Raw genomic sequence first — 14,920 nt, 5'->3', positions numbered from 1 at the left:
GAAATTTGTAAAGATGAAAATTTACCCATTTTAGATGTAAAATTTTTAAGAAATAATAATATGGAAAATATAGTTTCATTTGGCAATAAAGTTTATAAAAATGATAGAGTGATTTTAATGGACGGAGAAAATTCTGGTGAAGTTTTTACAATTAAAGAAAATGGATATTTAGGTAGTACGCTTAAAAAGCTAGAAATCAAAAATATTTCATTAACTCATTTTATGGATTTTATGCTACTTTATTTTAAAGATTTATTTAGGCTTAATAAAAAAGGTGCTGCTATACCACATTTAGATAAAAAATTATTTTTAGATCTTCCTATCCCCCTCCCACCCTTAAAAGAACAAGAAAAAATAGTTAAAATTTTAGATGAGTTATTTACACTGAAAAAAGCTTTAAGGGTGGAGTGAAGATTATAAAAAACTAACTAAAAAATTCTTCGATTTTTTCTTGCATTTTGTTTTCGTTATCTATGTGGTTTATCTCATCTCTAAAGGTGCTTGAAAAGGCGTGATTTTTGCTATATTCGTGCAAGTGTTTTCTAAAAATGCTTACACCTTGCTTTCCATAGTGCTTTAACATGGCGTTAAAATGATATAAAATCACTTCTTTTTTAAGGGTCAAATCAGCATTAAAGCCCTGCTTTATCTCTTTAAAAATCCAAGGCCTTCCAATACTAGCCCTACCTATCATAAGACCATCGCATTTACTAAAGCTAAGTACAAAACTAGCATTTTTAAAATTAATATCCCCATTTGCGATTATAGGAATTTTAACTATTTCTTTTGCATCTTTAATAGCCTTATAATCAGCCTTACCACTATAAAGTTGCTTTTTTGTGCGCCCATGTATGCTTATAAAATCAGCTCCACTTTTTTCGCAAATTTTAACTATATCACAAACTTTATTTTCATTAAAACCAAGCCTTATTTTTACGCTAGTAAATTTTTTTTTATTGTATTCTTTTATAGTACTAAGCAAGCTTTTTAAAAGTTCTAAATTTTCAAGTAAAGAACTGCCTGCATTTTGTTTAACGACCTTATTGACAGGGCAACCACAATTAAAATCAATGCCATCTATATAATTAAGCCCATTTAAAATCAAAACAGCCTTTTTAATAACTTCCCTATCAGCCCCAGCAATTTGTGCTATGAATGGACTTTCAAGTGGCGAGTGATTTAGCATTGCTAAGGTCTTTTTACTCTCATAAACTAAGGCATTTGAACTTATCATTTCGCTAATTGTTATGTCAGCACCAAATTTCTTTACTACCTCTCTAAATGGAGGGTCTGAAAACCCTGCCATTGGTGCTAAAAATAAGGGCTTTTTAGCAAAATCTATCATTGTATAAGTTGATTTAAATCAAAGTGTATATTTTTTTCTCTAAGGGCTAAAACTGCTTTAAAATCTTCAAAATTATCCCCATGTTTAATTTGCGTTAAAAGCTCATCAAACATCGAAAATTCGGCTAATAAAAATAGATATCCTTTAAGGGCTTCTTTATTTTCGTTTTTAATCTTTAAGAAAATATTTATAATAGCATCTGGGTTAAATACCTTGGTGCACATCTTAGCAACTTGTAAGAATTCTTTTTCGCCTAAATTTGACTTACTTAGTAAAATTTCAAACTCAGCCAAGCTTAGTTCCAAATTTCCTTCTTTAAAACGTTTTATAAGGCTTATTATTTGGGCTGGGGTTTTTGGAATTTTAATATTTTTTATTTGATTGTAAGCCCCCTTTTTAATGAGCATTTCAAAGGCTAATTCATCAAATTCGTTTTTTAACTCACTTAAATTTTTAAGCTTAGAATAGGCATAATCAGGGTCATTTTTAAGCCTATTTTTGTCATTTTTTATGTATAAGACGTTATTTTGTGGCAATCTAAATTTATTGATATTTAAATATTCTTCTTTGTTTAAGCCATCAAGTATGTCTAAAATTTCATTGATTTTTGTTTCGTTTTCTATTTTTTCATGAGTCTTTAAGACCTTTGCAAACTGGGCTACTCTTCTAAATTCCTTAGTGGTAAAACTAATCTTTGATTCTTTTTCTAAAAGCAAGTCTCTTACAAAGTGTTCAAAGTGGCGAGAATCCTTGAAAAAATGCTTGAATTTCAAATAACGCAAAAAGCCATAAAAGCTAATGTGTAAAAGAGCAAATACAAAATAAATAAGCAAAGGCACGCCAAGCCATAGCATTACTGGTAAGGATAAAGAAAGGGTGCCTAAATTAAGCGTGTAATCTCCTAAATTTAAATAAAAGGCAAAGGCTATTACAAAGCCTATATAAATGAAACTTGCTAAGGCAAATAACTTGATTTTCATAATTCTCCTTTTTCTACGCTTTGTCTGCACGATATGCAATATCTAGCATGAGGTTTAACATTTAATCTTTTTGTGTCAATTTCTTCATCACAACCCTCGCAAATTCCATAGCTTTTATTTTTGATTTTTTCTAAGGAATTTTCAATCTCTATTAATTCTTGTTTTAAATTTGTGCTTATAGCAAAATCTATTTGAGAATTTGTCTCTATAGTAGAAAGATCCACGCTATCACTTGGGACAGAATTATGCAAGGCCTCAATTTCTCTTAAATTGCTTTGCAAATTTTCTAAAATGATTTTTTTTCTTGATTCTAAAAAATTTTTGAAAAATTTTAACTCGTTCTTGTTCATTTTTAAACCTTATTTATGATATGGGTGATTGTTGTTTATACAACAGGTCCTATAAAGTTGTTCAAGCAAAAAAAGCCTTGCTATGTTGTGAGCTAGGGTAAAATTGCTTAAACTTAAAGTTAAATCAAAATTTTTAATAAAATTTTTATTAAAGCCAAAGGCCCCACCTATGAAAAAATTTAATAAAGATTTATCCTTTAAAAGCTTTGCAAATTCAAGGCTAGTTAAGCTTTTGCCATTTTCATCTAAGCCTATGCAAAAGCCTTTTTTTAAGTAAGGATTAAAGGCTTGTTCGTAGCTTTTTTGAGCCTGTTCTTTGCCTATGTTTTGGGCATTTGCTATCTTATTATTAAATAGATTAAATTCTTTAAAGGTAGCGTATTTGCTTATTAATTTTATATATTTGTCAAAATAAGCCTTAAATTCTTCATTTTTTTGTATAAAATAAATATTTATCTGCAAATTATTTTCCACTTAGAAATTTAAGCACATCGCCAAGGTATTTTTTATGCTCACCTCTTGGTACAATGGCATCAATTAAGCCATGTTCAAGCAAAAACTCAGCCCTTTGAAAGCCCTCGGGTAAATCAGCTCCTATAGTTTGTTTAATAACCCTTGCACCTGCAAAGCCAACTAAAGCACCTGGTTCGGCTATTATTAAATCCCCAAGCCAAGCAAAGGATGCTGAAACACCTCCCATGGTAGGATCAGTTAAAATACTAATATAAGGCAATCTTTCTTTGCTTAAAAGCTTTAAAGCAGCACTTGTCTTACTCATTTGCATTAAAGAATAAGTGCTTTCTTGCATTCTAGCCCCACCACTTGCACAAATGATAATCAAAGGTGTTTTAGCAGTTATGGCTCTTTGTATTGCACGAACTATTTTTTCGCCCTCAACTGAGCCTAAGCTTCCACCCATAAAAGAAAAATCAAAAACAACTATTTGAGTTTTAATATTTTCAATCTTACATTCTCCACTTATAACAGCACTCTTTCTACCTGTTTTGTTTTCGCCTTCGCTTAGTCTTTTTTTATAAGATTTACTATCTACAAATTTAAGTGGATCGGTGGCCTCTAAGGACATATCAAATTCCTTAAAGCTTTTCTCATCGCTTAAAAGTTCTATTCTTTCTAAGGGGCTAATGCGTAAATGATAATTACATTTTGGACAAACATTAAGGCAGGTTTGCATTTCTTTATAATACATTAAAGCATGACAACTAGGGCATTTAACCCAGTGATTTGGTGCTTCATTTGGCGTAGATTGTCTTTTTCTAATTTTTGAAAATATATCTGTAAAATTCATAAAATCAACCTTATTAAAAACTAAAATTATAGCAAATTTTTTGCCTATCTTTGCTTATTAAGTCTAAGGCTCGGCAAATTCTTGCTTTTTTATAGTTTATTTGTGTAAATTTTGAATTTTTCTTAAAATATTTATAAGTACTCATTAAAATCTAGTTCCAAGCGAGAATTCAAAGGTATTTGTATCGTCTCCTTTTTTATCATTAAGAGGTCTTGCAAAGATTAATTGTAATGGACCTATAGGGGTAATCCATTCTATATTAAGGCCCGTACTCATTCTTTGAATTTCATCTAAATAAACCCTACCAATAGCCCCATAATCAAAAAATATAGCACCTCTTAATTTAATCCTATCAAGTATAGGAAAGGAAAGTTCAAAGGAATTTGCAAAGCCTATAGTCCCGCCTATCTCGTCTCCATATTGATTTTTAGGGCTTACGGTTCTGCTTTCAAAGCCACGAATTGAGCGAATTCCACCTAGATAAATTCTTTGATTAATAGGCAAATAACCTTGATTCCAAACCTTATAAAAACTAGCCTTATAACGATAGATTAAGTCAATTCCTATGTAGTCTCTTACTCCTTGATAAAAATTAAAACGAGTATTAGAATATAAAAATTCTTGATCTCCACCAAGCCCTGCATATTCAAGCCCGGTCGAGGCTATTATCCCACTTCTTGGCAAATAATAATCATCTGTATTATTAAAGCTAATTTGTGGAGTAATAGAGCTTTTCCAAGTGGTCCCTAGCCTATAACCAGTTCTTAAAAGACTATCGCTTAGGGCATAGATTTCACTTTGTTCTAAATTGTAAGTTAAACTAGCGTTAAAATATCTTAAAAATTCACGCCCTACACTTATGTCAAAGCCATAGTTTTGTTCTGCATAAGTATTCCAGTCATAATCATTTGCATAAAGTGAGCCACCAAGGCTATAAAAACTATCTCTAATGCGAGGATTGCTAAGGCTAATACGACCTGCAAGGCTATCATCATCCTTGTCTACACGAACCGAACTTCTATAACCTGAACCAAAGATATTTGTATCTGACAAAGATGCATTTAAAAGCAAACCATCGCTTGAACCATAACCTATACCACCTGATATTGAACCAGTAGAGGCCTCTTTTACTTCCACTATTAAATCAATATTTGTATCATCAACCCTTTCTTCTTTAATGTTAACATCCTCAAAATATGAGGTCCTTCTTAAAGCATTTCTTGACTCAGTAAGGTCGGTTCTGTTATATAAATTTCCTTCGGTTAAATATAAATTTCTACGAGCTACTCTATCCACAGTGCGAGAATTGCCAGAAATAATAACATTTCTTATATAAACTTTTTCATTTGGAATAACCTTAAAGATTATACTAGCTTCTTGAGAAAATTCATCTTTTTGAATATCAGGGTAAACTTGTGCATAAGCATAGCCCAGATCTGCACTCTTTGTTTCTATAAATTTCACATCAGTTCTAACGCTTTCTATATTTACAATAGCCCCAACCTTAGATAATAAATCATCCACAAAATCCTCATTTTCTTCATCTGTAAAAAGTGGATTTTCAATGCTTATATGCGTGATTTTATAAGGCTTGCCCTCCTTTATAAAATAGGTCAAATCTGCCTTATAGGTATCTGTGTAGGTTTTAAGAAAGGGAGAAGAAACTTGCACATCTAAAAAGCCTTGTTTCATATACTCATCAGCAATACGCGAACTATCATTACTTAATTCAAAAATTTTTAATTTTCCATCATTCATACCCCACATCCAGCCCATAAATTCAGCTTGTTTATTGGTTATGTAAGGTTCTATATCAGAATAAGAAAATTCCTTGCTTCCACTTAAATACACATTTTCAATGGTAATATTTTCACCACGATTTACTATAAATTCAAGTTCTATGCTTTGAGTATTCTCTAAATCCTTAGTTTTAAATTCCACAACAGTATCAAAATAACTCTTTGAATCATAATAAGCCTTTATTCTTTCAGTAGCACTTTTAACAGCATTTTCATCAAATAAATTTCCTTTTTTAATGCCTAAAATTTCTTCAAGGTGTTTTCTATCATTTGAGGCAATGCCTGTAATTGTTATCTTTGCAATGCTTGGCTTTTCTTTAACCATAAAGGTTAAAACGCCATTTTCTTCATCTACTATTATATTATTAAAATAATTTTGCTTGTAAAGATTTAAAATAGCCGTATTTACCTTGACCAAATTTAATTCCTCGCCTATTTTTAAGCCAGTTAAGTTTAGGGCACTTTCATCTGATAATTGATATAACCCGCTAAATTTAATTTCTTTTATAATAACAGCATTTGAAAAAGAACAAAAAATACATATACTTATGAGTTTTTTTATCATTTTTTTTACCTAAAAATTGTTTAAAGCTTGTATAATAGCGAAAAACATTTAACGAATTTTTATTTTAAGGCAAGTGCAATGAAAATAGCTATTATAGGACTTGGATTAATGGGTGGTTCTTTGGGGCTTTGTTTGAAAGAAAATAAATTAATTAGTACGGTTTACGGACTTGATTTAAGTAAGGAAAATGAAGAAGAAGCACTAAATTTGGGTTTAATTCATGAGTTAATTAGCTTTGATAAATTAGAACTTTGTGATATTATCTTTATAGCAACCCCTGTTGATGCGATAATTGAACTTTTAAATAAGCTAGCCTTTATATCTTCAAAAACTACGATTATAGAACTAGGAAGTACTAAAAGAAAGATTATAGAAAATACGCCAAAGCATTTAATTAAACAAACTATTTTTGCACACCCTATGACTGGTACTGAAAATAGTGGTCCTAGTGCGGCCTTAAAAAAGCTTTATAAAGATGCAGTTTGTGTTTTGTGCGATGCTGAAAATTTAGATGAAGTTCATAGACGAAGAGGCGTTGAGCTTTTTTCTCATATAGGAATGAAAATTGTCTTTATGGATAGCTTAGCACATGATCATCATGTTGCTATAATCTCGCACCTTCCTCACGCCATTAGCTTTGCTTTAGCAAATTTTGTTATAAAAGAAGAAGATAGAAGAAATATTATTCATTTAGCTGGGGGTTCATTTAGGGGCATGAGCAGGATTGCAAAATCAAATCCTATAATGTGGAGTGAAATTTTTAAACAAAATAAGGAAAATTTGCTTGAAAGCATAAGACTTTTTGAAAAAGAGTTACAAAAATGTAAACAAATGATAGAAAATAACGAAGTAAGTTCTTTGAATTCGTGGATGGGTAAGGCAAATTCATTAAGAGAATTTTTATAAAATGTTTAAAATTTGCTTAGTATTAACTAAAATTGTATTAAAATTTGCAAATTTACATAGGGAAAATGATGAGTAGAACAAGAAAGATTATAATTAAACTTGCTATTTTTTTGGTATTTATACTGGCACTTTTAGGGGCTACTACTAATGTATTTGATGCGAGTAAGCCTGAGATTATCGCTGAAAATATTATTTATTCAAATTCAAAGGACCCTATTTTAATAGACTTAAAAGATAAGGGCAGTGGCATAAAAAATGTGAAATTTTCCCTTAAACAAGATAATAATAACACCTCTACTACTTTGATAGATGACAAATTTGATAATAAAAACGAACTAAGTTTGCAAGTAAATTTGCCAAAACCTGCTTATAAAGAAAAGATAAAATCCTATATTTTAGACATTTATGTAAAGGATTCTAGCTGGTGGAATTTCGGTAATGTGGCTAAAAAGCAAATTAAATTAATCATTGATGATATGAGTCCAAAGATTAATATTTTAAGCAATTCTTATCAAATAGAACAAGGTGGGGCAGCTAGCGTTGTATTTAGCGTAGATGATGCAAATTTAGATGAGGTTTTCATTCAAACTAATAAGGATAAAATTTTTAAGGTTACCCCCTTTGTAAAGCAAGGTTTTTACACTTCCTTAATCGCTTGGGATGCAAAAGAAGAAGAATTTCGTGCCTTTGTAGTGGCTAAGGATAAGGCAGGTAATGTTTCAAAAGAGCGTATAAAGTATTATCTATTAAATAGAAAATACCGAGTTTCAAAGATAAATTTAAGTGATAGATTCCTTGATGGAAAGATTAAGGATTTAGCAGAACTTTATGGACCAAAGGATAAGGAATTAACGCGTTTTGAACAATTTAAATTTGTTAATGAAACTTTGAGAATTTCAAATGAGGATTTAATTCATAATTTTACTACTAATGTACCAGAAGATATTATAGAGGATTTTAAGATAAATTTATTTTTACCTTTGAAAAATGGCAAGAAAGTAGCCGATTTTGCTGATCATAGATATTATTATTATGATGGAAAAGAAGTAAGTCAATCATATCACATGGGGCTTGATTTAGCAAGTATTGCAAGAGCACCTATAATTAGTAATAATAGTGGCAAGGTTGTTTTTGCTGATGAAAATGGAATTTATGGTTTGAATTTAATACTTTATCATGGCTTTGGACTTTATAGCCTTTATGGGCATTGTACAGATAAATATACAGAAAAAGATGAAGAAGTAAGCCTTAATAGCACAATCGCTACAACAGGAGTTAGTGGCTTAGCCCTTGGTGACCACTTGCATTTTGGTGTTTTGGTACAAGGCGTTGAGGTTAGACCAGAACAATGGCAAGATAGAAGATGGATAGAAAATAACATATACAAGGTATTAAACGATGCTAAAAAAACAATTTTAGGAACAAATAATGAGACAATTGACCTTAGCAAAAGCCGTTAAAGGCGTAGGTATAGGACTTCATAAGGGTGAGCCTATAGAAATTTTACTTGAGCCCTTAGAAGCTGATAGTGGGATAGTTTTTTTTAGAAGTGATTTAAACGCTACTTATAAGGCTGACCCTAGCAATGTGATAAATACACAAATGGCAACTGTTATTGGCGATAGTAGGGGTTATGTTTCTACTATTGAACACTTAATGAGTGCCATTAATGCTTATGGGATTGATAATGTTCGTATAGTGCTAAATGCAAATGAAGCTCCTGTTATGGATGGAAGTAGTATAAGTTTTTGTATGATGCTTGACGAGGCAGGGGTTAAAGAACTTGACGCTCCTAAAAAAATAATGGTTATAAAAAAGGTAGTAGAGGTAAAGGATGGGCATAAATATGTGCGTTTAACGCCTAGCAAAGAACCTAAGATTAATTATACTATTAAATTTGATAATGCTATGATTGGCAAACAAAGCTATAGTTTCGAATTTAGCAAGAAAAATTATATAGAAAATATAGCAAGGGCTAGGACCTTTGGCTTTTTAAAAGATGTCAAGGCACTTAGGGCTATGAATTTAGGACTTGGTGGAAGTTTAGAAAATACTATAGTAGTTGATGATAATCGTATTTTAAACCCTGATGGCTTGCGTTTTAAAGATGAGTTCGTTCGTCATAAAATTTTAGATGCCATAGGTGATTTAACCTTGCTTGGATATAGGGTTTATGGGGATTATTATTCATACGCAGGAAGTCACCATTTAAACCATTTATTAACAAAAGAGGTCTTAAAAGATAAGCAAAGCTATGAGATAGTAAGTCTTGATAAGGCTTATGAAAAAGATTATGAGAGGGTATTTGCATAAAAACTTCTTTGTTAGTAAATACGCTTTCAAAGCCCTTAATGCTTGGAATTTATCAAAACGATACCTTAATTAAAAGCTATGAAAGCGATGAAAAGGCTAGCGAGTGGCTACCTTGTATCTTAGAAAAATTGCTTAAAAAATATGAATTTTCAAGCTTGATTTATGCTAATGGACCGGGTTCTTATATGGGTATTAAAATTTCTTATGTGTGTTTAAAAACTTTAAGCATAGTTAAAAATATCCCTTTGCTTGCTGTAAATGCCTTTGAATTAAATAATTTTGGCCCTATTTGTGCAAATAAAAATTTATGCTTTGTGTATAAAGATAAAGAGATAATTTTAGAAAAAAATACCCCTTCTAAATTTTTTTTGCCTAAAAATTTAAAAGAACTTAATCAAGATAATGATAATCTACCATTGTATTTTTTAGATGAGGTTTTTTAAATTGAAAATTTTAGTACCTGCAACTAGTGCAAATTTAGGTCCGGGCTTTGATTGTTTAGGTTTAAGCTTAAAACTTTTTAATGAAACAATAATAGAAAAATCAAATTTATTTAGCGTTAAAATTCATGGAGAAGGAAGTAAGAATTTATTTTTGAAAAAAAATAATATTTTTATAAATATCTTCAATGAAGTTTATGAAAAATTAAGTGGCAAAAAAGAAAAATTTCGTTTTATATTTAATAATAATATCCCAATTTCAAGGGGTCTTGGAAGCTCATCAGCTGTTATTGTTGGGGCTATTTGTAGCGCTTATTTTATGAGTGGTTTTAGTGTGGATAAAAAAAGAATTTTAAACGAGGCCTTAAATTATGAAAATCACCCTGATAATATCGCACCTGCTACTCTTGGAGGCTTTGTTTGTTCTTTGGTTGAAAATAATAAAGTTTATAGCATTCAAAAAAAGATAGATGAGAATTTAAGGGCCGTTATTGTTGTACCAAATGTTGCTATGAATACAGCACAAAGTAGAAATACTTTGCCAAATAATGTAAATTTCAAAGAATGCGTTTTTAACATAACCCATGCTTCTTTTTTAACAGCTTGTTTTTTAGAAAAAAAATATGATTTATTAAGGCTTGCTAGTAAGGATAGATTACATGAAATGAGACGTATGAAAAATTTACCACAGCTTTTTGAGGTGCAAAAATTTGCCCTTGAAAACAGGGCCTTAATGAGTACGCTTTCAGGTTCTGGTTCTAGCTTTTTTTCTTTAGTTTTTAAGGATGAGACTACTTATTTTGCACAAAAAATGCAAGATAAATTTAAGGATTTTAAAGTTATTTGTTTAGAATTTAACAATAAAGGCTTTGAAATTTGCTAAAAAATGCGAAAAAAAAGATATAATAAAGATTAAATTTTGAAAAAAAAACACGAAGCTATAAGAATGTGCATTGTATGCAAAAAACGATTTAAACAAAAGATTTTACAACGTTATTTTATAAATGATGGAATGATTTGTACAAATTTAAGTTTTGGTCGTAGTTTTTATATGTGTTCACTTTGTTTTAATGGCAACAAAGAACATATAAAAAAAGCATTATTTCGCTTGTGTAAAAGCTTAAATTTAACACTTCAACAAGAAGGGCTTAAGGAGATATTTTCTAATGGATAAGGTAAGGATTCATGAAATCGCCACTGATGCTGGCTATTCAAGTAAGGAAGTTATAGAAAAGGCAAATGAATTAGGGCTTAATATAAAATCTGCTTCAAGCTCAGTAGACCCAGAAACTGCCGCAGCTATTTATGAATATATACAAACAAATCAAATACCTAAGAATTTTTTACCCAAAAAAAGTGAGAAAAAAACGAGTAAAACGGCAGAAAAAACTGAAAAAAAAGAGATTAAAAAAGAAAGCAAGGTTAAAAAAGATACGAAAAAAGATGAAAGCAAGGTAAAAAACGAAAATGTAAAAAATGAAAGTGCTACAAAAACTAAAAAGAAAGCACCAAGCAAGGCAAAAAGTGAATCCGCGAAAGAAGAGCTTAAACAAGAAATAAAAAAAGAAGAAATTAAGCAAGAAAAGATAGAAAAAAAAGAAGAGATTAAAGAGGTCGTAGAAGAAAAAAAGGTACCAAGTATTGCTAGTGCTACCTTAGCTAAGAGAAGAGGCTTGGTTATTGTTAAAAAGAAAAATAGTGATGAAAATAAGATAGTAAAAGAAGAAAAGTCAGTAGCTAGCACAGAAGAAAGAATGAGCCTTTCTATGATTTTTTCAAATACAGATGAGAATTTAAAGAAAAAGAAAAAAGAAAAAAAGAATATTACCCATGGTAAAAAAGAAAACACTCAAAAGATAGATTTTTTAAGCGACCATGATTTTGCAGATATTAGTTTGGATAATGATGACGAGATTGTTTTGCCTGATTTTAGCGTTAAAGAAAAAGAAGGTCCAGCTCCACTTAATAAAAAACAACCAAATTTTTTAAGACAATCAGCACATTTTAACGAAGGTAGCATACAAAGAAGAAGTCGCAAAAAGCCTTCTAGAAAGGTAGAAAAAAAAGAAAGAGAGATAGTAAATAGCGTCGAAATTCCAAAAGAAATTAGACTTTATGAATTTGCTGATAAGGTTGGAAAAAGCACAAGCGAGATTATATCAAAGCTTTTTATGCTTGGAATGATGACTACTAAAAATGATTTTTTAGATGAAACTGCTATTGAAATTTTAGCTGATGAATTTGGCATTGAGATAAAAATGGTTGATGAGGCAAATGCCTTTGATTATGTGAAAGATTATAAAGAAGACGAGAATGATTTAAGCCCTAGAGCCCCTGTTATTACTATAATGGGGCATGTTGACCATGGTAAAACCTCTTTGCTTGATTATATAAGAAATAGTCGCGTAGCAAGTGGGGAGGCCGGTGGTATTACCCAGCATGTGGGTGCTTATATGGTTAAGAAAAATGATAGAAATATTACCTTTATTGATACCCCAGGCCACGAGGCATTTACAGCAATGCGTGCAAGGGGTGCGAGTATAACTGATATAGTTATTATAGTTGTAGCAGCTGATGATGGGGTAAAGCCACAAACAAAAGAGGCTATAAATCACGCAAAGGCTGCAAATGTGCCTATTATCATAGCTGTTAATAAGATAGACAAAGAAGGTGCTAATGCTGATATGGTTAAAACTCAACTTGCCGAAATGGACATAATGCCTGTTGAATGGGGTGGAAGTTATGAATTTGTCAATGTTTCAGCAAAGACAGGGGCTGGGATTGAAGATTTACTTGAAACCTTATTAATACAAGCTGATATTTTAGAATTAAAGGCTAATCCAAATAATCTAGCAAAGGCTAGTATTATAGAAAGTTCAGTACAAAAAGGACGTGGGGCAGTTGCTACTATCATTATGCAAAATGGAACGCTTAGGGTTGGAAATACGGTTGTTGCAGGTGAGTCTTATGGAAAAATTCGGGCAATGAGTGATGATAAGGGCCACAATTTAAAAGAATTAAAACCGGGCGAGTGTGGTGTTATAGTAGGGCTTAGCGAGGTAGCTGATGCTGGTGAGATATTAATTGCAGTAAAAAGCGATAAAGAAGCAAGAGAATACGCTCAAAAAAGGCATGATTATAATAGGCAAAAAGAACTTAGCAAGTCTACTAAGGTTAGCATAGATGAGTTAGGGGCTAAGATAAAAGAAGGAAATTTAAAGATTTTGCCTATTATTTTAAAGGCCGATGTGCAAGGGTCCTTAGAGGCCATTAAGGCTAGTCTAGAAAAGCTTAAAAATGATGAGATTAAAGTAAATATTATACATAGTGGTGTTGGTGGCATTACACAAAGCGATATAGAATTAGCAAGTGCTAGTGAAAATTCTATTGTACTAGGCTTTAACATAAGACCTACGGGCGATATCAAAGAAAGGGCTAAAAATAACTGCGTTGAGATAAAAACCTATAATGTTATTTATAATCTTTTAGATGATGTAAAAGCCTTGCTTGGTGGTATGATGAGTCCTATTATCTCAGAAGAAGAACTTGGTCAAGCTGAAATTAGACAAGTTATAAATGTGCCAAAAGCTGGGCAAATTGCAGGTTGTATGGTGACAGATGGAAGTATAGTTAGGGGTGCTAAGATTAGGCTTATTAGAGATGGTGTCGTGATTTTTGAAGGCAATATTAGCTCACTTAAACGTTTTAAAGATGATGCAAAAGAGGTTGCTAAGGGTTATGAGTGTGGCGTTGGTATTGAAGGTTGTGATGATATGAGAGTTGGAGATTATATAGAAAGTTATAAAGAGGTTGAAGAAAGGGTTAGTTTATGAATGCAAGTGAGATTAAAAAACTTCGCACAGAAAGCATTTTAAAAGAATTGATACCCGAAGCCTTAGCAAATTTGGACAATGAATCCTTAAAAACCCTTTGTGTAACTGATGTTGAGTGTAAAAAAGGGCGATATGATGCCTTTGTTTACTTAGATAAAATGTTTTTAAATGAACACGAACAAGAACAAATTTTAAATCAATTAAAAAAGGCAGCTAAGACTTTGCAAAATTATTGCATGAGCGAACAAGGCTGGTATAGGTGCCCAAATTTTCATTTTAAATTTGATGATAGACTAGAATATCAAAATCACATGAATGAGTTATTTGAAAAGATTAAAAATAGATGAAAGATATTGATTTAAACGCACTTTGTGAAGAACTTGGTGTAAAATTTTATGATGCGTGTTTGCTTAGTGAAAATGGTAAAAAAATTTACCGAGTTAGTATCACAAAAAAGGGTGGGGTTAGCTTGGATGATTGTCAAAAAGTAAGCGAAGTATTATCTCCTATGCTTGATATAAATGCCCCTACAAAAGACGAGTATTTTTTAGAAGTTAGTAGCCCAGGGCTTGAAAGAATTTTAAAAACTTTGCAACATTTTTCTTTAAGTATAGGTGAAATGGTTAAAATTACAACTGATGATAAAGAACAATTTGAAGGTGAAATTATAAGCGTTAAAGATGAAAATATAATAATAAAAAATGAAGAAAAGGAATTTAAACTTCTTTTTTCAAGCATAAAAAAGGCTAAGACCTTTGTTTTGTGGTGAGATTATTATAAACCCACTACTTAAATTTTTTATACTTTTTTCGCCCTACCTCTAGGCTTTGCTACTCTTTCTTCTTTTGATTTTGCTTTTTCTTCATAGCCTAATTTATCAATGCGATTTTTTAATTCTTTTTTCAAAAATTTAATTAATGCCTTATATTCTTTTAATTTTTCTTGAGTTGTAACTTTAAGCTTTGCTTCTTTTTTCTTTGTACTCATTAAGGTACTTACGAGTTGTTTTTCATTCATATCTGAATATTTATCATAATCAACTGACATTTCTTATCCTTTTGAAATTTTAAAAAGATTATAGCA

17 protein-coding genes are annotated in these 14,920 nt (G+C 31.1%); 10 read left to right on the top strand and 7 right to left on the bottom strand.

The features are described 5' to 3' along the window. The coding region (locus tag FMM58_RS03640; RefSeq protein ID WP_190317935.1) for a restriction endonuclease subunit S at positions 1-411 on the top strand (411 nt) is incomplete at its 5' end. Between the two features lie 13 nt (positions 412-424). Here the strand turns inward: FMM58_RS03640 and FMM58_RS03635 are convergent. The 6 genes from FMM58_RS03635 to bamA all read right to left on the bottom strand — a co-directional run bounded on the left by FMM58_RS03635 (position 425) and on the right by bamA (position 6,345). Then, complete coding sequence (locus tag FMM58_RS03635) at positions 425-1,345, bottom strand: tRNA dihydrouridine synthase (protein WP_150151272.1); 921 nt, start codon at positions 1,343-1,345, stop codon at positions 425-427. Further along, positions 1,342-2,325 carry a hypothetical protein gene (locus tag FMM58_RS03630; RefSeq protein ID WP_150151269.1) on the bottom strand — a complete coding sequence of 328 codons (984 nt, stop codon included), beginning with the start codon at positions 2,323-2,325 and terminating at the stop codon, positions 1,342-1,344. The genes FMM58_RS03635 and FMM58_RS03630 overlap by 4 nt, the downstream gene beginning before the upstream one ends. Then, positions 2,322-2,675 carry an RNA polymerase-binding protein DksA gene (gene dksA / locus FMM58_RS03625; RefSeq protein ID WP_150151266.1) on the bottom strand — a complete coding sequence of 118 codons (354 nt, stop codon included), beginning with the start codon at positions 2,673-2,675 and terminating at the stop codon, positions 2,322-2,324. Before dksA ends, FMM58_RS03630 begins: the two co-directional genes overlap by 4 nt. A 9-nt stretch (positions 2,676-2,684) precedes the next feature. Then, on the bottom strand, positions 2,685-3,137 hold the full coding sequence (locus FMM58_RS03620) for a 23S rRNA (pseudouridine(1915)-N(3))-methyltransferase RlmH (protein ID WP_190317934.1): 453 nt from the start codon (positions 3,135-3,137) through the stop codon (positions 2,685-2,687). A gap of 1 nt (position 3,138) precedes the next feature. Then, positions 3,139-3,981, bottom strand: coding sequence for an acetyl-CoA carboxylase, carboxyltransferase subunit beta (gene accD / locus FMM58_RS03615; RefSeq protein ID WP_150140875.1), 843 nt, complete (start codon positions 3,979-3,981; stop codon positions 3,139-3,141). 144 nt (positions 3,982-4,125) lie between these two features. Next, positions 4,126-6,345 carry an outer membrane protein assembly factor BamA gene (gene bamA, locus FMM58_RS03610; protein ID WP_150151261.1) on the bottom strand — a complete coding sequence of 740 codons (2,220 nt, stop codon included), beginning with the start codon at positions 6,343-6,345 and terminating at the stop codon, positions 4,126-4,128. Between the two features lie 78 nt (positions 6,346-6,423). On the opposite strand from bamA, the gene FMM58_RS03605 reads away from it, so the two are divergent. From FMM58_RS03605 to rimP, 9 genes are all read left to right on the top strand, one after another. Next, complete coding sequence (locus tag FMM58_RS03605) at positions 6,424-7,251, top strand: prephenate dehydrogenase (RefSeq protein WP_150140871.1); 828 nt, start codon at positions 6,424-6,426, stop codon at positions 7,249-7,251. 65 nt (positions 7,252-7,316) lie between these two features. Continuing rightward, positions 7,317-8,711: a M23 family metallopeptidase gene (locus FMM58_RS03600; protein ID WP_150140869.1), complete on the top strand. Its 1,395-nt coding sequence runs from the start codon at positions 7,317-7,319 to the stop codon at positions 8,709-8,711. Beyond that, a complete protein-coding gene (lpxC, locus tag FMM58_RS03595) occupies positions 8,680-9,564 on the top strand; it encodes a UDP-3-O-acyl-N-acetylglucosamine deacetylase (RefSeq protein WP_150151255.1) in 885 nt (294 codons plus the stop codon). The genes FMM58_RS03600 and lpxC overlap by 32 nt, the downstream gene beginning before the upstream one ends. Before the next feature lie 38 nt (positions 9,565-9,602). Continuing rightward, a complete protein-coding gene (locus tag FMM58_RS03590; RefSeq protein ID WP_150140893.1) occupies positions 9,603-10,007 on the top strand; it encodes a tRNA threonylcarbamoyladenosine biosynthesis protein TsaB in 405 nt (134 codons plus the stop codon). A 1-nt stretch (position 10,008) separates the two neighbouring features. Then, on the top strand, positions 10,009-10,887 hold the full coding sequence (gene thrB / locus FMM58_RS03585; RefSeq protein WP_150140865.1) for a homoserine kinase: 879 nt from the start codon (positions 10,009-10,011) through the stop codon (positions 10,885-10,887). A gap of 36 nt (positions 10,888-10,923) precedes the next feature. Then, positions 10,924-11,178, top strand: coding sequence for a hypothetical protein (locus tag FMM58_RS03580; RefSeq protein ID WP_150140863.1), 255 nt, complete (start codon positions 10,924-10,926; stop codon positions 11,176-11,178). Continuing rightward, entirely contained in the window at positions 11,171-13,837 is a 2,667-nt protein-coding gene (gene infB, locus FMM58_RS03575; RefSeq protein ID WP_150180399.1) for a translation initiation factor IF-2, read from the top strand. The genes FMM58_RS03580 and infB overlap by 8 nt, the downstream gene beginning before the upstream one ends. Then, positions 13,834-14,184, top strand: coding sequence for a 30S ribosome-binding factor RbfA (gene rbfA / locus FMM58_RS03570; RefSeq protein WP_150140859.1), 351 nt, complete (start codon positions 13,834-13,836; stop codon positions 14,182-14,184). Before infB ends, rbfA begins: the two co-directional genes overlap by 4 nt. Before the next feature lie 5 nt (positions 14,185-14,189). After that, positions 14,190-14,606: a ribosome maturation factor RimP gene (gene rimP, locus FMM58_RS03565; RefSeq protein ID WP_150140891.1), complete on the top strand. Its 417-nt coding sequence runs from the start codon at positions 14,190-14,192 to the stop codon at positions 14,604-14,606. A gap of 29 nt (positions 14,607-14,635) precedes the next feature. Here the strand turns inward: rimP and FMM58_RS03560 are convergent, their stop codons facing one another. Next, on the bottom strand, positions 14,636-14,884 hold the full coding sequence (locus FMM58_RS03560; protein WP_150140857.1) for a hypothetical protein: 249 nt from the start codon (positions 14,882-14,884) through the stop codon (positions 14,636-14,638). Positions 14,885-14,920: the final 36 nt, after the last annotated feature.

It is taken from the genome of Campylobacter sp. LR291e (assembly GCF_008633915.1).
Taxonomy (GTDB): Bacteria; Campylobacterota; Campylobacteria; order Campylobacterales; family Campylobacteraceae; genus Campylobacter_D.
Note: the sequence above shows the minus strand (reverse complement) of the source record. Positions and strands in the feature narration are given on the sequence as shown.